The organism is Bacillus sp. 22483, from assembly GCF_052044605.1.
Classification (GTDB): Bacteria; Bacillota; Bacilli; order Bacillales; family Bacillaceae; genus Bacillus; species Bacillus altitudinis.
The window spans coordinates 1-18,123 of the sequence record NZ_JBQENU010000018.1; the positions used below are offsets into that span (position 1 = coordinate 1).

The following is an 18,123-nucleotide window of genomic DNA, read 5'->3' on the forward strand; positions in this document are numbered from 1 at the left end:
TTTCCCCCTGTGAGAGTAGGACGCCGCCAAGCTTTTCAAAGGATCAGTTCCAGTCGGAACTGGTCTTTTTTGTGTTTTAAAAAAGGAACAAACACTCGATCTGGCATGGATACATATACTAAACTATCATCTAAAACATTCTTAATTTTGTATACAATTGAAAGCGCTAGGGCATACTGAAGCTATAAGTGGAGGTGTCACAATGAGCAAAAAAGAGCGAGAAGCAATTTGTTTGATTTGTGAAGAGAAAAAAACAAAGGGAATTTATTTATATCATCAGTTTTTATGCCGAGATTGTGAACGAAAGTTAATTTCTACATCAACCTCGGATCCTAGTTATGCTGATTATGTAAGAAAGCTTAAAAATCTTCATACGCCGCCTTTGTATTCATAGACCATTAGATGGTCTTTTTTTATGGGCAATCGGGGATTGGGCCTGTTTTTTGGAACTTAGTTTGGACATCAACCGTAATAAATAATAAGATAAACAGAGAGCCTGATTATTCATAGGAGTCGATGAACATGAAATCAATTTTTTACACATTTGTATGGGCCGTTCTCTCTACTCTTTTTTCGCTGGTGATTTTAACTGTCAGTATTGGTGTTTTCCATCATCATGTTGGATTGTCGATACTGTATGCGATGATTGGGTGGGGTGTGATGTTTGCAGGAAGCCGATGGGCTGCCTTCCAGTTGTTTTTGAAGAAACACGGACTGTCTCGCAGTGATTATGTATATATTAAACAGCACTTAAAAGAAGCTGGGCAAAAGCTGGTTCGTTTGAAGAAAGCTTTATTTGCTGTGAAGAACGTACAGACGATCAAGCATAATTATGAAATTCTTAGGCTTGCACGACGCATCTATACGATAACAAAAAAGGAACCGAACCGGTTTTATGATGCACAGCGGTTTTATTTTGAGAGTTTGGATTCTGTTGTTGAATTAACTGAGAAATATGCACTGCTGTATAATCAGCCGAATCGTAGCCATGAGCTTGAAATGACATTAAGCCAAACTCGAGTCACGCTGACTGAACTGCAAAAGCAATTAACGAATGATTTACAGCAAGTTTTAGGAAGAGATATAGAAGCACTTCATATTGAACTTGAAGTGGCCGATAAAATGATTAAAAAATAGATATGAAAGGAGTCAAACTCGATGAAACCAGAAGATCCAGTCATACCACCAGCCCCATCTACTACAGATCTTCCGTTTCGGGTGTTTGATACCTTATCTGATGAGGAAAAGCAGGAGGCGCTACAGCGAGCTGAGAAGATCCCTGACCATCCACAAAAACTACTTTTCTATGGCACACGTGTGCAGGAACGATTGTTAGAACAATCAAAACAAATGATGCAATATGTGGAGAAAAAAGATATTGACCAAATCGGAGACGTTCTAGAAGCTTTTTTACAGCAACTGCATTTAATGGAGCCAGAGGATTTATTGCCAAAGAAGCGAGGCTTTTTTTTAAGGTTATTTCAGCGAGAAAAGCGTTCTACTCAGGAGATCATATCTCGTTTTAAACAAGCGGAAGCACAGATAGAGAGATTGTCAGCAAGGCTTCGTTACGCAAGAGGCGTGCTAATTTCGGACCATAAGTTATTAGAGCGTTTATTTGAAGAAAATCAATCATACTTTCAAGAGATGACGTTACAGGTTGCAGCAGTTGAAGCAAAATTGACGCTGTTAGAGCAACATGCCCTAACAGAATCACAGTCACATGATCGGACATTAGAGGAACAATTGATGAGTCGGGAAGTCGATGAAGAAGAATATATGGAGAGATTAAAAGAACGGAAGTATGATTTGCTGTTGAGCCGTCAAATCGCACTGCAATGTAATGCCCAAATTCGAATGATTCAGCATACAAACCATACATTAGCCAATCATATTCAATCAACTGTTTCCGCATCAATTCCTTTATGGATTAACCAAATGTCGATTGCGTTCAATCATATTCAGCAGCGAGCCAATTCAGCGCTTGAGCAGCGTATCCAGCAAACATATGAACAGGTATCGAAGCAGCAAGGACAGTTGCTTGAAGATGCATCCTTAACGCCTATAGATACGTTGAAAAAGGTTCAGCGCCAATTGGCCGAAACATTGCAGGAAACGTTGCAGGTAAAAGAACATGGGAGCCAAGAACGAGCTCAATTAAAAAGTAGCATGTATGAGGCAGAGCAGAAGCTGGTGAATCATAAACCAATAAAGGAATGAGAATCCATCTTTCAGTTCACTTGTTTGAACGTTATAATAGATATAAGATATCGTTTAAGTGAAAAGGGTCGATTTGTTTGAAAACACCTTTATATACAGCATTATCACAACATGCGGAAAAGAAGCCCTATTCTTTTCACGTTCCGGGACATCACAATGGAGATGTCTTTTTTGATGAGGCACGGTCCTATTATGCATCCATTCTTCAGCTGGATGTGACAGAACTTGAAGGTCTAGATGATCTTCACCATCCGACTGGGGTGATTCAAGAGGCAGAGGATTTATTGGCAAAGCTATATGGAGCTAAACAAAGTTTTTTCCTTGTGAATGGCACAACCGTTGGCAATTTGGCGATGGTGATGTCTGCGTGTCAGGCTGGGGAGGGCATTTTCGTTCAGCGAAATTGTCATAAGTCTGTGTTCCATGCGATTGAGCTTGCGGGAGCGACGCCTATTATGTTAGAAACTGAGAGTGATCCGCACTTGCACGTCCCAACTCATGTGACGGAGGAAACAGTTAAACAAGCTATGGCGACACATCCTAACTGCCGGGCAATCGTTTTGACATATCCGAACTACTACGGACATGCAGCTGATTTATCAGGACTCATTCAAATGTGTCATGAAGCTGGCATCATTGTATTAGTTGATGAGGCACATGGTGCTCATTTTGTATTAGGCGGTGCCTTTCCTCCATCTGCCCTTTCCTATGGAGCAGACGTGGTGGTACAATCAGCACATAAAACCCTTCCGGCAATGACAATGGGGTCTTATCTCCATCTTCAAGGAGACCGAATTGATGTGAAGCGGATAAAGACGTTATTAACGATGCTTCAAAGCAGTTCACCTTCCTATCCAATTATGGCTTCGTTAGATGTGGCGAGAGCTTATGTGGAGGAGTTGAAGGGAAAAGGGTTAATGGACGAAATCCTGAGAGACTTGGCAAAGCTGAAAGTACAGTTCAATATGATCTCCAATCTCGAAGTGGTTGAGTCTGACTCTTTACCTATGGATCCATTAAAATGTGTCATTCGTTCAACAAAAGGGCTGACAGGCTATGAACTCAAAAAGGTGCTTGAGTCGGTGGAGGTTCACCCAGAACTTGCGGATGAACATCAAGTCTTACTCGTTTTTGGTCTAAGGCAGACAAAGGACATTCCTTTTACAGCTATAGAGCAGGCTCTTCAGCAAAGTGATTCATTGCTTGTAAAAAAAGAGCCTCAAACGGGATCGCTCTTCTTAGAGGACGATCAGCAAAAGCGAGATGTAGAAGCTGTTCCATTCGAAAAAGCAGTTGGCCGGATTAGTGCAGAATCGGTCATTCCCTATCCGCCTGGCATTCCTTTGATGATTAAAGGAGAACCGATTGAATCAGATCAAATTGCGACGTTAAGCCGTTTGCTTGGGCATCAAGTTCATGTGCAAGCAAGTCAGGTGATTCACCAGAGAAAATTATATGTTTATATAGAAGAGGAGACACTATGAGCGGTATGTTTATTACGTTTGAAGGGCCTGAGGGTGCTGGAAAAACGACAGTGATTCGAAAAGTGTACGAAGAAATGGAACGTCAAGGCTATGCAGTGATGGCGACACGTGAGCCCGGAGGCATTGACATTGCAGAGCAAATTCGTGAAGTCATTTTAAATGAAAAAAATACAAAAATGGACGCAAAAACAGAGGCATTGCTTTATGCAGCAGCTAGAAGGCAGCATTTGGCTGAAAAAGTAGAACCGGCATTGAAGCGGGGGGAAACTGTTTTATGTGATCGTTTTGTCGACAGCTCCCTTGCTTATCAGGGCTATGCGAGAGGGCTTGGGATTGAAGAAGTCAAATCCATTAATGATTTTGCCATTGATGGCACGATGCCGCAAATGACCATTTACTTTTCCATTACACCAGAGGAAGGTCTAAAGCGAATTGATGCAAATCAAGGAAGAGAAAAAAATCGATTAGACATGGAAACACTGAATTTTCATCAAATGGTCAGAGAAGGATATGAGCTGCTGATTGCGCAATCACCAGAACGATTCCGTGTAGTAGATGCGTCTCAGCCTGTTCAGGATGTCTTTAATGAAGTGTTTCAGCTGATTCAGGACACATTAAAGAAAAATCAAATATGACCTCATTCCCAATCGTTGTTATAATATAGAGGAAGACATCGGCATGTCACCTGTGCCTAAAATGAAGGAGGCCAATCAAATGAAATTAATTGTTGCCGTTGTACAGGATCAAGATAGCAGCAAGTTATTGAAAATATTGACCGAACATCAATTCGGCGTGACAAAATTAGCTTCGACTGGTGGATTTCTAAAGTCTGGGAATACGACTTTTATCATTGGTTGCGATGATGTCCGAGTGGATAAAGCGTTACAGCTAATCAAGGAAAATTGCCGTAAACGTGATCAAATGATCGCGCCTGTATCACCAATGGGTGGAAATGCAGATTCATATGTACCATACCCTGTTGAGGTTGAAGTTGGTGGAGCTACCGTCTTTATTCTGCCAGTTGAACAATTTCATCAATTTTAAGGATGGGTTGCTGTGAAAATTAATCAAGATATGCGGCTGCTTTTAGAAAAGCGTGAACTTCAAGCGATGAAAGGAAGCCAAACTTCAGCATCGTTTAAATCATCGATGGAGACACAAAGTGGTAAAATGCGTTTAGAGCAGCTGACAGTCATGCTGAGCGATATCGAAGTCTTCGGCAAGAAACTGACAAAGTCACGAAACCTTAAAGATTTGGCTAGGTTTAAAGGACTTGTGAAACGCTTTGTAAAAGAAACAGTCGATAATGGATTAAATATAGAGACATCAAGGAGCTTTGACATTTATGGCAACACGCGAACACTCGCTTTAGTCAAAGCATTAGATGAAAAACTGATTGAGTTAACAGAGGATATGATGAATCAAGAGAAACCCTCGATTGATTTGCTTGAACGTATTGGAGAAATAAAAGGTTTATTGATTAACCTTTACACATAGAGAGTGATAACATGGCAATTAGCTGGGATGACATGAATGATCTACAGCCGCGCGTCATGCGGCTGATTTTTAATAGTATTGATAAAGACCGACTGGCTCATGCTTACTTATTTGAAGGAAAAAAAGGGACAGGAAAGCTAGATGCTGCGATGCTTTTAGCGAAGAGCTTTTTTTGTTTGGAAGCAGGAGTGAAACCATGCGAGTCCTGTCAAAACTGCAAAAGAATTCAGTCTGGCAACCATCCAGATTTACATCTAGTGCAGCCTGACGGTCAATCAATTAAGAAGGCGCAAGTGCAGGCTTTGCAGGAGGAATTTACAAAAGCAGGCGTAGAATCGCATCGGAAAATGTATATCATTCTCCATGCGGACAAAATGACGGTCAATGCTGCGAACAGTTTATTAAAGTTCCTAGAGGAGCCCAACCGGGAAACGATGGCAGTTTTAATCACTGAACAATCGCATAAAATGCTGGATACGATTATTTCAAGATGTCAGATGCTTAGCTTTCAGCCGCTGCAGCCGCAATCTTTGGAGCAGCAGCTTTTACAAGAAGGCGTGTCTCAGGATCTCGCAAGGCTTTTGTCGAATTTAACCAATAATTTAGCAGAAGCACTCGAATTAAGTCGAAATGATCAGTTTGCAGAGTCTAGAGCGAAAGTGATAAAATTGTATGAAGTCTTACACCAGCGAAAAGAACATGCATTTTTTTATATACAAGATCAATGGATGCCTTTTTTCAAAGAGAAAGACCTTCAAGAAACTGGTCTTGATATGCTTTTATTTATATATCGTGATGTATTGTCGATTCAAATAGGAAATGAAGATAAAGTCATTTATCAAGACTTATTCCAGACAATGAAGCAGCACGCGCTGCATTCCACACAGCAAATGGTGACGAATCAGATCCTTGCTGTATTAGAAGCGAAAAAGAGACTTCAATCCAACGTGAATGCCCAAGGGCTAATGGAGCAATTGGTGTTGATGTTGCAGGAGGGATAAGCTTGTACAACGTAATTGGTGTTCGCTTTAAAAAAGCGGGCAAAATCTATTATTTCGATCCTAATGGATTTCATATAGAAAATGATAGTTGTGTCATTGTAGAAACGGTTAGAGGTGTTGAGTACGGGCAAGTGGTCATCGCCAATAAAAAAGTAGATGAACACGATGTGGTTCTCCCTTTGCGTAAGGTGATTCGCGTCGCAGACGAACGAGACCGGCTCATCGTTGAGGAGAACAAAGAAGCAGCGATGGCAGCCTTTGACACATGTCTTCAGAAAGTAAGTGAACACGGCCTGGAAATGAAACTGGTCGATGTCGAATTTACATTCGACCGCAACAAGGTCATCTTCTATTTTACAGCGGATGGCAGAGTAGATTTCCGTGAGCTGGTCAAGGATCTTGCATCTATCTTCAAGACGAGAATTGAACTTCGTCAAATCGGTGTAAGAGACGAGGCGAAAATGCTAGGCGGCATTGGTCCGTGTGGACGTATGCTTTGCTGTTCAACTTTCTTAGGAGATTTTGAACCTGTGTCCATTAAAATGGCAAAAGATCAAAACCTCTCGTTAAACCCTACCAAAATTTCAGGGCTTTGCGGCCGTTTAATGTGCTGCTTGAAATATGAGAATGATGAGTACGAAACAGCAAAAGAACAATTACCGGACATCGGTGAAACGATTCAGACGTCTAATGGCTCTGCAAAGGTAGTAGGGCTTAATATTTTAGAACGAATTTTGCAAGTTGAATTAACCGGGCAAGAAAAAGTGATAGAATATACTTGGGAAGAATTAATACAAGAAGGCGTTGTATCTGCACAAACAACTGAGTAACGAGGTGTGCCACCTTGGATAAAAAGGAACTATTTGATACGGTGATTAATTTAGAAGAACAAATCGGTTCTCTTTATCGCCAGCTAGGTGATTTGAAAAATCATATTGGTGAAGTGATTGAAGAAAATCATCAGCTGCAGATGGAGAATCAGCACTTGCGTGAACGTCTGGATCAATCCGATCGAGATAAATCGTCTGAGGCAGAGCATGATTCTGCCCAGAAGCCAAGTCATTCTGATATAGGAGAAGGTCATGATAACCTAGCTCGTTTATATCAGGAGGGCTTCCATATTTGTAATGTACATTATGGGAGCATTCGGAAAGAGGGAGACTGTTTGTTCTGTCTGTCATTTTTAAATAAAAAATGAGAAAAGGCTTCCGCTGAATCGGGAGCCTTTTTCACAGGAAAAGAAAGGATACATCATGGTTTCGTTAAGAGAAGATGAACGTTTAGACTACTTGCTTGCAGAAGATATGAAAATTATTCAAAGTAAAACGGTGTTCGCCTTTTCATTGGATGCAGTGTTATTAGCAAAATTTGCGTATGTGCCGATTCAAAAAGGGGAGATTATTGATCTTTGTACGGGAAATGGCATTGTTCCATTGCTGCTTTCGACGAGATCTAAAGCCTCTATTACAGGGGTTGAAATTCAAGAACGCCTGTTTGATATGGCAAAGAGAAGTGTGGCGCATAATCAACTTGAGCAGCAGATTGAGTTGATCCATGGTGATTTAAATGATATGCCTAAACGGTACGGAAACCACAAAGTAGACGTGATTACTTGTAATCCGCCATATTTTAAGACTCCTTCTAAGGATGAAATCAATGAAAATGAGTATTTGGCGATCGCACGTCATGAGATTCATTGTACATTAGAAGATGTCATTCGTGTTTCTTCCACTTTGTTAAAGCAAGGAGGCAAACTGGCAATGGTTCACCGCCCTGGACGGCTGCTTGAGATTGTTGAAATGATGAAGAAATACCGAATTGAGCCAAAACGAATTCAATTTGTATATCCGAAACAGGGAAAAGAAGCGAATACCATTTTAGTGGAAGGGATGAAAGATGGAAAGCCGGATTTGAAAATCCTCCCGCCGCTTTTTGTTTATGGAGAAGACCAAGAGTATACAAAAGAAATCAGGACGATACTGTATGGAGAAGCATAGTCATTATTTCTATGTATTGAAATGTGCAGATGGCAGTTTGTACGCTGGGTATACAAATGACTTACAAAAAAGGCTGACTGCCCATAATAGTGGGAAGGGTGCAAAGTATACGAGAGCTAGACGGCCAGTGGAACTCTATTACCACGAATGCTTTTTCACCAAAAGAGAAGCCATGCAACAGGAATATCGTTTCAAAACGTGGACACGTCGAAAAAAGGACATGTATATAGAAGAAAAGCGAATCAAAAAGGAGGCGGCACATGAAAAAGACACAGAAAAGCTTTGATGGTCAATCAGAAATGGGTATTCTTTATCTCGTACCAACCCCGATTGGAAACTTAGAAGATATGACGTTTCGAGCGATACAAACGTTAAAAGATGTAGACTATATTGCCGCAGAAGATACGAGACAAACGAAAAAGCTTTGTCATGTCTATGAAATTGATACCCCATTAACGAGTTATCATGAACATAACAAAGATAGCAGTGGTCACAAGTTAATCGAATGGTTAAAAGAAGGAAAGAACATTGCACTCGTGAGCGATGCCGGTTTACCGACGATCTCTGATCCAGGAGCCGAAGTGGTTCGCGACTTTACGAACATCGGAGGCTATGTCATTCCGTTACCTGGTGCAAATGCAGCACTTACGGCGCTCATTGCGTCAGGAATCGCACCTCAGCCATTTTTCTTTTACGGTTTTCTTGATCGTCAAAAAAAGGAAAAGAAAAAACAGCTGGAAGCATTGAAGAAACGCCAAGAAACAATTATTTTCTATGAAGCGCCCCATCGGTTAAAAGAAACGCTGACTGTGATGAAAGAAGTGTGGGGGAACCGGAATATTGCCATTACGAGAGAATTGACAAAGAAATTTGAAGAGTTCATTCGTGGAGATTTAGAATACGCGCTGACTTGGGTGACAGAACAACAAATCCGTGGTGAGTTCTGTCTCGTCGTACAAGGAAATGATCAGAATGAAGAAGAACTGAATGAAGAAGCTTGGTGGAATTCTTTATCTGAAAAAGAGCACGTGATCCATTACATAGAGGAAGGGTTAACGTCAAAAGAGGCTATTAAACGTACTGCGGTCGAACGTGGTGTGCCAAAGCGGACGATCTATGATGCGTATCATATTGAACAATAAAGAAAGGTTCTTGCAAACGGTGCAAGAACCTTTTTATATAAAACTTATTTTTGTGATTGAAGTTGGTTTTGGATTTCGTTAATGATTTGCTCTGCACCTTCACGGCTAAGAACTAATTTACCATTAGCAAGTTTAAGGTTATCGTCTGATACTTCACCTGTTACTTGGCAAGTCATGTTTGGTTTATATTTTTTTAGGATAATTTTTTCATCATCAACATAAATTTCCAAAGCGTCTTTTTCTGCGATTCCTAACGTACGGCGAAGCTCGATTGGAATCACCACGCGTCCTAATTCGTCAACTTTACGTACAATACCTGTAGATTTCATCTTCATTCTCCTCCCAAAAAGTTCTTATTCTTAATATAATATTATCTTCGTCATTATTCGACAAATTCCTTACATTCCTAGCATAACAAGGTTTCCATAAATCGTCAATCATTTTGTTTACTATTGTTTGTAAAATATGACTCTTAAAGTCAAAGGACCTTGAAACTACCGGTGTATAAGGATTTTTCAGAATTTATCTATAAAAATATGAAAAATGACGATAACAGATTAACAAGACTTTTGCCCTAATTTAGCCAATTGTAAATCTGGAAATAGATTTCATACGACAATATTCGACAAAATGTCGAGCGGTTTGTCGTTTTTTTCGAAAAACTCATCTTTTTCGTTCATTTCAATCTGTTCTATGTATATATGCTTGATCTTAAAGGCTAAGATGGTATCATAGAGAAAGCACAAGTGCAAAACATAATGAAATGATCTGACACATTTTAATGAAGTATGATGACCGCTCTCGTCCATTGGGCGGGAGTTTTTGACATTTACACACAAGCAGGAGGTTCCGACATGCCGGAAAAGAAAAAAACGTTTTATCTGACTACACCAATTTACTATCCGAGCGGAAAATTACATATTGGACATGCTTATACGACAGTGGCAGGGGATGCCATGGCTCGATATAAACGTCTGCAAGGCTATGATGTGATGTATTTAACGGGTACAGATGAGCACGGACAAAAAATTCAGCAAAAAGCTGAAGAACAAAATATTACACCGATTGAGTATTTAGATCCGGTCGTTGCTGACATTAAATCATTATGGAAGAAACTCGACATTTCAAACGATGATTTCATTCGTACAACGGAAAAAAGACATACGAAAATCATTGAGCAAGTCTTCCAAAAGTTGCTTGATCAAGGAGATATTTATTTAGATCAATATGAGGGCTGGTACAGTATTCCTGATGAAACATTCTATACGGAAACACAGCTTGTTGATGTTGAGCGAAATGAGAAAGGGGAAGTCATTGGAGGGAAAAGCCCAGACAGTGGACACCCTGTTGAATTGATTAAAGAGGAATCATACTTCTTCCGTATGAGTAAGTATGCAGATCGCTTACTAGATTATTACGAAAAGAACCCGTCGTTCATTCAGCCTGAATCAAGAAAGAATGAAATGATTAATAACTTCATTAAACCGGGGTTAGAGGATTTAGCTGTATCAAGAACAACCTTTGATTGGGGCATTAAAGTACCTAATAATCCGAAGCACGTCATCTATGTATGGATTGATGCGTTATTCAACTACTTAACAGCGATTGGCTACGGAACCGATCAAGATGAAAAATATAAAAAATATTGGCCTGCCAACGTACACCTAGTCGGGAAAGAAATTGTACGATTCCATACAATTTACTGGCCAATTATGCTGATGGCACTTGATCTGCCGTTGCCAAAACAAATTTTTGCACATGGCTGGCTGCTCATGAAAGATGGCAAAATGTCTAAATCAAAAGGGAACGTAGTAGATCCTGTTACGTTAATTGATCGCTATGGTCTTGATGCTCTTCGTTATTACCTGCTACGCGAAGTACCATTTGGTGCAGACGGTGTGTTTACACCAGAAGGATTCGTAGAACGTGTAAACTATGACCTTGCCAATGATTTAGGGAACTTACTTAACCGTACAGTGGCGATGGTGCAAAAATACTTCGACGGTACATTAAGCAGCTATAAGGGACCAGTCAATGAGTTTGATGAGGAACTAAAAGCTGTAGCTGAACAAACGGTGAAAGCCTATGAAGAAGCGATGGAAAACCTCGAATTCTCAGTGGCTCTTTCAAATGTTTGGACATTAATCAGCAGAACAAATAAATATATTGATCAAACAGCTCCATGGGTGTTAGCAAAGGATGAAACAAAACGAAAAGAACTGCATTCGGTGATGTACCATTTAGCAGAATCACTCCGAATCACAGCTGTGTTGTTAACGCCATTCTTAACAAAAACACCTGAGAAAATCTTCTTCCAGCTTGGAATTGAAGAAGAGAAACTCAAAAGCTGGGAAAGCATTCTTTCTTTCGGTGCGATCCAAAAAGCGACGGTACAAAAAGGTGAGCCATTGTTCCCTCGTTTAGAGGTTGAAGAAGAAGTGGCATACATTAAAGAGAAGATGCAGGGAAGTGCGCCTAAGGTAGAAGAAGAGACAGTTGAAATAGAAGAAACTGAATTACCTGAGCTGGGTGCCGAAATCGCCTTCGATGATTTTTCGAAAGTTGACCTTCGTGTAGCACAAGTATTGGAAGCAGCACCAGTGAAAAAAGCTGATCGTCTCTTAAAGCTTCAGCTTGATTTTGGATTTGAAAAGAGACAAATTGTCTCAGGGATTGCCAAGCATTATCAACCAGAAGAATTGGTAGGGAAGAAGCTCGTCTGCGTAGCGAATCTCACACCAGTTAAACTAAGAGGGGAAATTTCCCAGGGAATGATTTTAACTGGAGAAACTGGTGGTAAATTGCAGGTTCTTGAAGTAGATCAATCTCTAGCAAATGGAACAAAAATTTTATAATTCAACAAAGGTGTTCCACGTGTAACATTTCGTCGAACACCTTTTGTTTTTCAGAAGAATTGTCGAAAGGAGCAATCAACCATGTTATTTGATACACATGCCCACTTAAATGCTGAACAATATAATGAAGACTTAGAGCAGGTGATTGAAAGAGCCAAAAGTGAAAAGGTAGAGAAGATTGTGGTGGTCGGGTTTGATCGTCCAACCATTACGAGAGCGATGGAGCTAATTGAAGCATATGATTTTATTTATGCAGCCATCGGCTGGCATCCTGTTGATGCCATTGATATGACAGATGAAGATTTGGCTTGGATCAAAGAATTATCTCAGCATGAAAAGGTTGTTGCCATTGGAGAAATGGGTCTAGATTACTATTGGGACAAGTCGCCAAAAGATGTGCAAAAAGAAGTCTTTAGACGTCAAATTGCTCTTGCGAAAGAAGTGAATCTACCAATTATCATTCATAACCGTGACGCTACGGAAGATGTAGTGACGATCTTAAAAGAAGAAGGAGCGGCAGAAGTTGGAGGAATTATGCACTGCTTTACTGGCAGCCTCGAAATTGCAAAAGCGTGTATGGAAATGAACTTTTATATCTCATTTGGTGGACCTGTGACATTTAAAAATGCAAAAAAACCAAAGGAAGTTGTAAAGGATATTCCAAGTGATCGTCTGTTGATTGAAACAGACTGTCCATATTTAACTCCAGCGCCATTTAGAGGGAAACGTAATGAGCCGAGTTATGTGAAATATATCGCAGAACAAATTGCTGAATTGCGAGAAATGAGCTTTGAAGAGCTTGCTGCATTGACAACAGAAAATGCGAAAAAAGTTTTCCGTATAAACTGACAGTATATGATGTCAATCCTTGTTTAAGCTTGTCCAATTGTGAAACATAACGAAAAAGTTCTACACGTTTGCGCCTCCTCATAGGATAAGTTGTCGATAAGTCTTTCTTCCCTTCCTTCCAAAAATCTCCCATAATAGGTTTACAATCGAGCATTTTTGTACAGTGGGTGGAAGGGTTGACAGGTTTTGAGATACTCTATATAATCTCTCCGAGGAGAAGGAGGCGTTTTTCATCGTACAAAAAATGAAAAATCTGTTTTCTGTCAAGCTAGGAAAAGGCAAGGTTTTATTTCTAGTCGCTTGCTTGCTTTTAGCTGGAACTGGGACGGCTTACGGTGCGCATGAGCTCACTAAGCAGTCTATTACCATTTCAATCAATGGCAAAGAGAAGACAATTCGTACACATGAAGAGACAGTAGCACAGCTGCTTTCAGACCTTGGAATAAGGACCAAGGCGGAGGATCATATCTCTCCAAGTCTAAATACAAAGATTCAAGACAACATGAACATTGTGTATGATGCGGCTAAACCGGTTCATCTCACCCTAGATGGGAAAGAGAAAACGATATGGACAACAGATCAGACGGTTGGAGCATTATTGAAGAATGAGAAGATAGATATTGGGAAGCACGATCAAGTCACTCCAGGAAAGAATGACAAGATTAAAAAGAATATGGATCTTGTGGTTCAGCAGGCCTTCCAGGTCAGCTTAAACGATGGAGGAAAGGATAAGAAAGTGTGGACCACTTCGACTACGGTCGCTGACTTTTTAAAGCAACAAGAGCTGAAGCTCAAGAAGCACGATAAGATCAAACCTGCGTTACATAGTCACCTTTCTAAAAAAAGCGCAGATGTGAAGATCACTCGGGTGGAAAAAGTCACCGATGTAGTGGAAGAGAAAATTGCTTTTGATACCAAACATAAAAAGGATCGATCTCTTGAAAAAGGAAAAGAGAAGGTGCTTGAAAAAGGTGAAGAAGGTAAATTAAAGAAGCACTATGCCATTGTGAAAGAAAACGGCAAAGTGGTGTCTAAAGAATTAATTAAAGAGGTTACTGCAAAAGACAGTAAGGATCGTTTAGTGGCCGTTGGTACACAAGTGTCCAAGAAAGAACCTAAGGCGTCCCCTGCGGTTTCAAGAAGTAATGAATCGTCAGGAAAAGAGTTCTATGTGACGTCTACAGCCTATACAGCGAGCTGTGCTGGATGTACGGGCAGAACGTCTACAGGCTTTAATTTAAAAGCAAATCCAGGTGCAAAGGTCATAGCAGTTGACCCGAGTGTCATTCCGCTGGGCTCTAAAGTGTATGTGGAAGGCTATGGGTATGCCGTTGCATCAGACACTGGATCTGCTATAAAAGGGAATAAAATTGATGTGTTCGTCCCAAGTAAGTCGGCAGCTTATCAATGGGGAAATAAACGAGTGAAAATTAGAGTGCTCAAATAAACACATCAAATCATTTATATGAACAGAGGGCTTTGCGCACCCTCTGTTTTTTTGGTTATAATAGAAGCACTGTTTTCTAATTAATTAGACGCAAAAACAGCATGGAAGGTTTCATTTTTTGACAAAAAAATGTAGATTGTTTTTGCAAGCGGAGGAATACATGAAAATCAAAGAAATCATTGTGGTGGAGGGGCGTGACGACACTGCTAGAGTAAAAATGGCAGTTGATGCAGATACGATTGAAACGAATGGATCTGCCATTGGCGATACAGTCATTCAACAAGTGCGTCTTGCTCAGGAGACGAGGGGGGTTATCATTTTAACTGATCCTGATTTCCCTGGGGAAAAGATCCGTAAAACCATCGCAGAGGCTGTCCCTGGCTGTAAGCACGCCTTTTTACCAAAACACCTTGCGAAAGCGAAGCGGGACAAAGGAATTGGTGTCGAGCATGCTTCCTTGGATAGTATTCGAGAATGCCTTGCACATGTCCATGAGGAAATGGAAGAATCAGAAAGCGAGATTACGTTAGACGATTTATTTGACGCAGGCCTTATCGGAGGCGAAGCATCAAAACGCCGCCGCGAACGATTAGGTGTGCTTTTAAATATAGGATATACAAATGCGAAGCAGCTGCAAAAGCGTCTTCACATGTTCCAAATAACGAAAGAGGATTTTATTGCGGCCTTAAAGACCGTCATGCAGGAGGAAGCCGATGAATAAAGATATTGCCACGCCCATCAGAACGAAGGAAATACTGAAGAAGTACGGTTTCTCTTTTAAAAAGAGCTTAGGGCAAAACTTTTTAATTGATACGAATATTTTAGATCGCATTGTCGATCATGCAGAGATTACGGATGAGACAGGTGTAATTGAAATTGGCCCTGGTATCGGTGCGTTGACTGAACAGCTCGCCAAACGGGCAAAGAAAGTCACGGCTTTTGAAATCGACCAGCGACTATTGCCGATTTTAAACGATACGCTTTCTCCATATGATAATGTCACCATTATTCATCAAGACGTATTAAAAGCAGATGTAAGAAAGGTGATTGAAGAACAATTTGCTGACTGTAAAGAAGTAATGGTCGTAGCAAACCTTCCTTATTATGTGACGACACCAATTATTATGAAATTGCTTGAAGAAAACCTTCCATTGAAAGGAATCGTTGTCATGCTGCAAAAAGAAGTAGCAGATCGCATGGCCGCTGCTCCTTCATCAAAAGAATACAACTCTTTGTCGATTGCAGTGCAATTTTATACAGAAGCGAAGACGGTCATGGTTGTGCCGAAAACGGTTTTCGTCCCACAACCGAATGTGGATTCAGCGGTGATCAAACTAACTGTTCGTGAAACACCTGCAGTCTCAGTAGACAATGATACGTTTTTCTTTCAACTGATTCGTGCGAGTTTTGGCCAGCGCCGGAAGACATTGATGAATAACTTGATGAACAATCTGCCAGATGGCAAGAAACATAAAGCCATCATTGAAGAAGCCCTTGTAACAGCTGAGGTTGATGGGAAACGCCGCGGTGAATCATTGTCAATCGATGAATTTGCCCGTTTGTCCAATGTTTTACACAAAGCCCTCTCATAAGGGCTTTTCAGCGTGTAGACAAACCCTCGCATTCGGTGTCAGTCCTGCGCGCTGGTGCTCACGAATGTCAAATTCGCTCCGCGCCAGTACTCGTCCTTCCTAGACTGCAAAGGTTTTCTATCACGCTGAAAAGAAGACAAAGCCCTTTCATAAGGGCTTTTTTCTTTTGGTTTTCACCACTTCACCTGTTCAGGCATAGGCTAGAAAGAACAACATACCTGAAAGAAGAACAAGTGTAGCGTAAGACGATACCAACAGGATAAGAGCCTGATTGTGGAGTGAAAAGCATGCAATTTCAAATAGGAGATATGGTGACGAGGGCATCCTATCAGATGGATATTATGTTTCGTATCATTCGAATTGATGAGACAGACCAGCACGAAGCCACCGCCATTTTGCATGGGAATGAAGTGAGGCTGATTGCCGATGCGAAGATGTCAGATTTGGTCTTGATTCAAAAAGAGGAGCAGCTGACAAGAGAGAAGGACGATGAACGGAAAATTAACGAATCGCTCGACTTACTCAGGCAAGATTATCAGCTGCTTCGTGAAAAACAAGAGTATTATACGTCTGGACAATATCAGCATCAGGAGCAGTATTTTCATATGCCCGGAAAGGTTCTGCATTTAGATGGAGATGCTTCATACTTAAAGAAATGCTTAGATGTATATGAAAGAATCGGTGTACCTGTGTATGGTGTGCATTGCCACGAGAAGAAAATGCCAAGCATGATTGATTCATTAATTGATCAATACCGGCCTGATATTTTGGTCATCACAGGACATGATGCGTATTCTAAACAAAAGGGCGGTGTACACGATATCGGTGCATATCGTCATTCTCGTCATTTCGTTGAAACGGTTCAAAAGGCAAGAAGGAAGGTTCCGCATTTAGATCAACTCGTAATCTTTGCAGGTGCCTGCCAATCTCATTTTGAATCATTAATTCAAGCAGGTGCTAATTTTGCAAGCTCACCCTCACGTGTCAACATTCATGCACTTGACCCCGTCTATATTGTTGCCAAGATCAGCTTCACTCCATTTGTAGATCGAATCAACGTGTGGGATGTGCTCCGAAATACGCTGACGAGAGAAAAAGGTCTCGGAGGAATTGAAACAAGGGGTGTTTTAAGGGTAGGTATGCCATATAAAAGAGACCATGAATCGACATAACCCGACTGATTTCAGTCTGGTTTTTTTTATGCTCAAAAAGAAATTTCATATGAATACATAATTCACCGGAATTTGAGAAAAATAGGGAGGAGAAAAGGTAGAAGTTTGTCAAAATTATTTTGTTGACAATGGCTCGTGTTGGTTGATATAATTTAATTTTTATTTGACAAAAATGGGCCGTTGTTGTATAATTATCTCAGTGAGGTGGATGCAATGGCGAAGACTTTGTCCGACATCAAAAGATCGCTTGATGGTAACTTAGGTAAACGTTTGACGTTAAAGGCTAACGGAGGCCGCCGAAAAACAATTGAGCGTTCGGGCATTTTAGCTGAAACGTACCCTTCTGTTTTTGTGATTCAATTAGATCAAGATGAGAATTCGTTTGAAAGAGTTTCTTACAGTTATGCAGATATACTGACTGAGACGGTCGAATTAACGTTCGATGATACCGCTAGCTCAGTCGCCTATTAATGGGCAGTGAACTTTTTGTTTACTGCTTTTTGTTTTGCCTTTTTTTCTGTATGGGAGGCTGTCCATTATTTGAAAGGGGTAAAAGGCAGGAATCGATGCAAAATAAGAAAGCCACAAAGGAGTGGCGATGATTCGAATTCTCGACCAAAGGGGCTGTTTCGTTTGGGTAGACGCCGAGGCATTATGTCAGATGAGTTCAAATACGAGCTGGCGAAGGATCTTGGATTTTATGATACCGTCAAAAATGGAGGCTGGGGAGAGATTCGTGCGCGTGACGCAGGAAATATGGTCAAACGTGCCATTGAATTAGCTCAACAGCACATGGCTCAAGAAGAGAATCAACGATAAAGAAATGATCAGGGATACCTCGGGTGTCTCTGGTCTTTTTTGCTTGAA

At 40.7% G+C, this 18,123-nt stretch carries 22 protein-coding genes; 21 read left to right on the forward strand and 1 reads right to left on the reverse strand.

What is annotated here, in order from left to right:
• Positions 1–202 precede the first annotated feature (202 nt).
• The 13 genes from ACTJJQ_RS18485 to rsmI all read left to right on the forward strand — a co-directional run bounded on the left by ACTJJQ_RS18485 (position 203) and on the right by rsmI (position 9,341).
• Positions 203–394 carry a sigma factor G inhibitor Gin gene (locus ACTJJQ_RS18485; protein WP_017359334.1) on the forward strand — a complete coding sequence of 64 codons (192 nt, stop codon included), beginning with the start codon at positions 203–205 and terminating at the stop codon, positions 392–394.
• 128 nt (positions 395–522) lie between these two features.
• Positions 523–1,137, forward strand: coding sequence for a 5-bromo-4-chloroindolyl phosphate hydrolysis family protein (locus ACTJJQ_RS18490; RefSeq protein ID WP_017359333.1), 615 nt, complete (start codon positions 523–525; stop codon positions 1,135–1,137).
• Between the two features lie 21 nt (positions 1,138–1,158).
• Positions 1,159–2,220, forward strand: coding sequence for a toxic anion resistance protein (locus ACTJJQ_RS18495; RefSeq protein WP_440600485.1), 1,062 nt, complete (start codon positions 1,159–1,161; stop codon positions 2,218–2,220).
• A gap of 77 nt (positions 2,221–2,297) precedes the next feature.
• Positions 2,298–3,704, forward strand: a complete 1,407-nt coding sequence (locus tag ACTJJQ_RS18500) for an aminotransferase class I/II-fold pyridoxal phosphate-dependent enzyme (protein WP_440600486.1) — start codon at positions 2,298–2,300, stop codon at positions 3,702–3,704.
• Complete coding sequence (tmk, locus tag ACTJJQ_RS18505; RefSeq protein WP_007496237.1) at positions 3,701–4,339, forward strand: dTMP kinase; 639 nt, start codon at positions 3,701–3,703, stop codon at positions 4,337–4,339. Before ACTJJQ_RS18500 ends, tmk begins: the two co-directional genes overlap by 4 nt.
• A 79-nt stretch (positions 4,340–4,418) precedes the next feature.
• Complete coding sequence (locus tag ACTJJQ_RS18510) at positions 4,419–4,748, forward strand: cyclic-di-AMP receptor (RefSeq protein WP_012008640.1); 330 nt, start codon at positions 4,419–4,421, stop codon at positions 4,746–4,748.
• Between the two features lie 12 nt (positions 4,749–4,760).
• The gene (locus ACTJJQ_RS18515) at positions 4,761–5,201 is read left to right on the forward strand and encodes a YaaR family protein (protein ID WP_008341898.1); all 441 of its coding nucleotides are present in this window, start codon (positions 4,761–4,763) and stop codon (positions 5,199–5,201) included.
• Positions 5,202–5,212: 11 nt separating this feature from the next.
• Positions 5,213–6,202, forward strand: coding sequence for a DNA polymerase III subunit delta' (gene holB / locus ACTJJQ_RS18520; protein WP_024719351.1), 990 nt, complete (start codon positions 5,213–5,215; stop codon positions 6,200–6,202).
• Between the two features lie 2 nt (positions 6,203–6,204).
• On the forward strand, positions 6,205–7,032 hold the full coding sequence (locus ACTJJQ_RS18525) for a PSP1 domain-containing protein (protein WP_024719352.1): 828 nt from the start codon (positions 6,205–6,207) through the stop codon (positions 7,030–7,032).
• A gap of 14 nt (positions 7,033–7,046) precedes the next feature.
• Positions 7,047–7,400 carry a DNA replication initiation control protein YabA gene (gene yabA, locus ACTJJQ_RS18530; RefSeq protein ID WP_007496228.1) on the forward strand — a complete coding sequence of 118 codons (354 nt, stop codon included), beginning with the start codon at positions 7,047–7,049 and terminating at the stop codon, positions 7,398–7,400.
• A 55-nt stretch (positions 7,401–7,455) separates the two neighbouring features.
• Positions 7,456–8,199 (forward strand): tRNA1(Val) (adenine(37)-N6)-methyltransferase, encoded by a 744-nt coding sequence (locus ACTJJQ_RS18535; RefSeq protein ID WP_017359328.1) that lies wholly within the window; start codon positions 7,456–7,458, stop codon positions 8,197–8,199.
• Positions 8,186–8,485, forward strand: a complete 300-nt coding sequence (locus ACTJJQ_RS18540) for a GIY-YIG nuclease family protein (protein WP_058337193.1) — start codon at positions 8,186–8,188, stop codon at positions 8,483–8,485. The genes ACTJJQ_RS18535 and ACTJJQ_RS18540 overlap by 14 nt, the downstream gene beginning before the upstream one ends.
• Positions 8,460–9,341: a 16S rRNA (cytidine(1402)-2'-O)-methyltransferase gene (rsmI, locus tag ACTJJQ_RS18545; RefSeq protein ID WP_440600487.1), complete on the forward strand. Its 882-nt coding sequence runs from the start codon at positions 8,460–8,462 to the stop codon at positions 9,339–9,341. The genes ACTJJQ_RS18540 and rsmI overlap by 26 nt, the downstream gene beginning before the upstream one ends.
• A 44-nt stretch (positions 9,342–9,385) precedes the next feature.
• On the opposite strand, the gene ACTJJQ_RS18550 is transcribed toward rsmI, so the two are convergent.
• Positions 9,386–9,676: an AbrB/MazE/SpoVT family DNA-binding domain-containing protein gene (locus ACTJJQ_RS18550; protein WP_087975202.1), complete on the reverse strand. Its 291-nt coding sequence runs from the start codon at positions 9,674–9,676 to the stop codon at positions 9,386–9,388.
• A 519-nt stretch (positions 9,677–10,195) separates the two neighbouring features.
• Between ACTJJQ_RS18550 and metG the strand changes: the two genes are divergently transcribed.
• The 8 genes from metG (at position 10,196) to ACTJJQ_RS18590 (ending at position 18,075) form a co-directional block, all read left to right on the forward strand.
• Positions 10,196–12,196, forward strand: a complete 2,001-nt coding sequence (gene metG, locus ACTJJQ_RS18555) for a methionine--tRNA ligase (protein WP_008341884.1) — start codon at positions 10,196–10,198, stop codon at positions 12,194–12,196.
• Between the two features lie 81 nt (positions 12,197–12,277).
• Complete coding sequence (locus tag ACTJJQ_RS18560) at positions 12,278–13,045, forward strand: TatD family hydrolase (RefSeq protein ID WP_007496220.1); 768 nt, start codon at positions 12,278–12,280, stop codon at positions 13,043–13,045.
• A 244-nt stretch (positions 13,046–13,289) separates the two neighbouring features.
• Positions 13,290–14,492 (forward strand): G5 and 3D domain-containing protein, encoded by a 1,203-nt coding sequence (locus ACTJJQ_RS18565; protein ID WP_242731397.1) that lies wholly within the window; start codon positions 13,290–13,292, stop codon positions 14,490–14,492.
• A 160-nt stretch (positions 14,493–14,652) separates the two neighbouring features.
• Positions 14,653–15,213 carry a ribonuclease M5 gene (gene rnmV / locus ACTJJQ_RS18570; RefSeq protein ID WP_008341876.1) on the forward strand — a complete coding sequence of 187 codons (561 nt, stop codon included), beginning with the start codon at positions 14,653–14,655 and terminating at the stop codon, positions 15,211–15,213.
• Positions 15,206–16,084 (forward strand): 16S rRNA (adenine(1518)-N(6)/adenine(1519)-N(6))-dimethyltransferase RsmA, encoded by an 879-nt coding sequence (gene rsmA / locus ACTJJQ_RS18575; RefSeq protein WP_024719357.1) that lies wholly within the window; start codon positions 15,206–15,208, stop codon positions 16,082–16,084. The genes rnmV and rsmA overlap by 8 nt, the downstream gene beginning before the upstream one ends.
• A 287-nt stretch (positions 16,085–16,371) precedes the next feature.
• Entirely contained in the window at positions 16,372–17,256 is an 885-nt protein-coding gene (gene yabG / locus ACTJJQ_RS18580; protein ID WP_007496216.1) for a sporulation peptidase YabG, read from the forward strand.
• Between the two features lie 213 nt (positions 17,257–17,469).
• Positions 17,470–17,727, forward strand: a complete 258-nt coding sequence (gene veg, locus ACTJJQ_RS18585; protein WP_003217979.1) for a biofilm formation stimulator Veg — start codon at positions 17,470–17,472, stop codon at positions 17,725–17,727.
• 162 nt (positions 17,728–17,889) lie between these two features.
• Positions 17,890–18,075, forward strand: a complete 186-nt coding sequence (locus ACTJJQ_RS18590) for a small, acid-soluble spore protein, alpha/beta type (protein WP_017366434.1) — start codon at positions 17,890–17,892, stop codon at positions 18,073–18,075.
• Positions 18,076–18,123 lie beyond the last annotated feature (48 nt).

Bases quoted from the DNA above. Each gene is read 5' to 3' on its own strand.
- ACTJJQ_RS18485 (WP_017359334.1), top strand. From the start codon at position 203: ATGAGCAAAAAAGAGCGAGAAGCAATTTGTTTGATTTGTGAAGAGAAA.
- ACTJJQ_RS18490 (WP_017359333.1), top strand. From the start codon at position 523: ATGAAATCAATTTTTTACACATTTGTATGGGCCGTTCTCTCTACTCTT.
- ACTJJQ_RS18495 (WP_440600485.1), top strand. From the start codon at position 1,159: ATGAAACCAGAAGATCCAGTCATACCACCAGCCCCATCTACTACAGAT.
- tmk (WP_007496237.1), top strand. From the start codon at position 3,701: ATGAGCGGTATGTTTATTACGTTTGAAGGGCCTGAGGGTGCTGGAAAA.
- ACTJJQ_RS18510 (WP_012008640.1), top strand. From the start codon at position 4,419: ATGAAATTAATTGTTGCCGTTGTACAGGATCAAGATAGCAGCAAGTTA.
- holB (WP_024719351.1), top strand. From the start codon at position 5,213: ATGGCAATTAGCTGGGATGACATGAATGATCTACAGCCGCGCGTCATG.
- ACTJJQ_RS18535 (WP_017359328.1), top strand. From the start codon at position 7,456: ATGGTTTCGTTAAGAGAAGATGAACGTTTAGACTACTTGCTTGCAGAA.
- ACTJJQ_RS18540 (WP_058337193.1), top strand. From the start codon at position 8,186: ATGGAGAAGCATAGTCATTATTTCTATGTATTGAAATGTGCAGATGGC.
- rsmI (WP_440600487.1), top strand. From the start codon at position 8,460: ATGAAAAAGACACAGAAAAGCTTTGATGGTCAATCAGAAATGGGTATT.
- ACTJJQ_RS18550 (WP_087975202.1), bottom strand. From the start codon at position 9,676: ATGAAGATGAAATCTACAGGTATTGTACGTAAAGTTGACGAATTAGGA.
- metG (WP_008341884.1), top strand. From the start codon at position 10,196: ATGCCGGAAAAGAAAAAAACGTTTTATCTGACTACACCAATTTACTAT.
- ACTJJQ_RS18560 (WP_007496220.1), top strand. From the start codon at position 12,278: ATGTTATTTGATACACATGCCCACTTAAATGCTGAACAATATAATGAA.
- ACTJJQ_RS18565 (WP_242731397.1), top strand. From the start codon at position 13,290: ATGAAAAATCTGTTTTCTGTCAAGCTAGGAAAAGGCAAGGTTTTATTT.
- rnmV (WP_008341876.1), top strand. From the start codon at position 14,653: ATGAAAATCAAAGAAATCATTGTGGTGGAGGGGCGTGACGACACTGCT.
- rsmA (WP_024719357.1), top strand. From the start codon at position 15,206: ATGAATAAAGATATTGCCACGCCCATCAGAACGAAGGAAATACTGAAG.
- yabG (WP_007496216.1), top strand. From the start codon at position 16,372: ATGCAATTTCAAATAGGAGATATGGTGACGAGGGCATCCTATCAGATG.
- veg (WP_003217979.1), top strand. From the start codon at position 17,470: ATGGCGAAGACTTTGTCCGACATCAAAAGATCGCTTGATGGTAACTTA.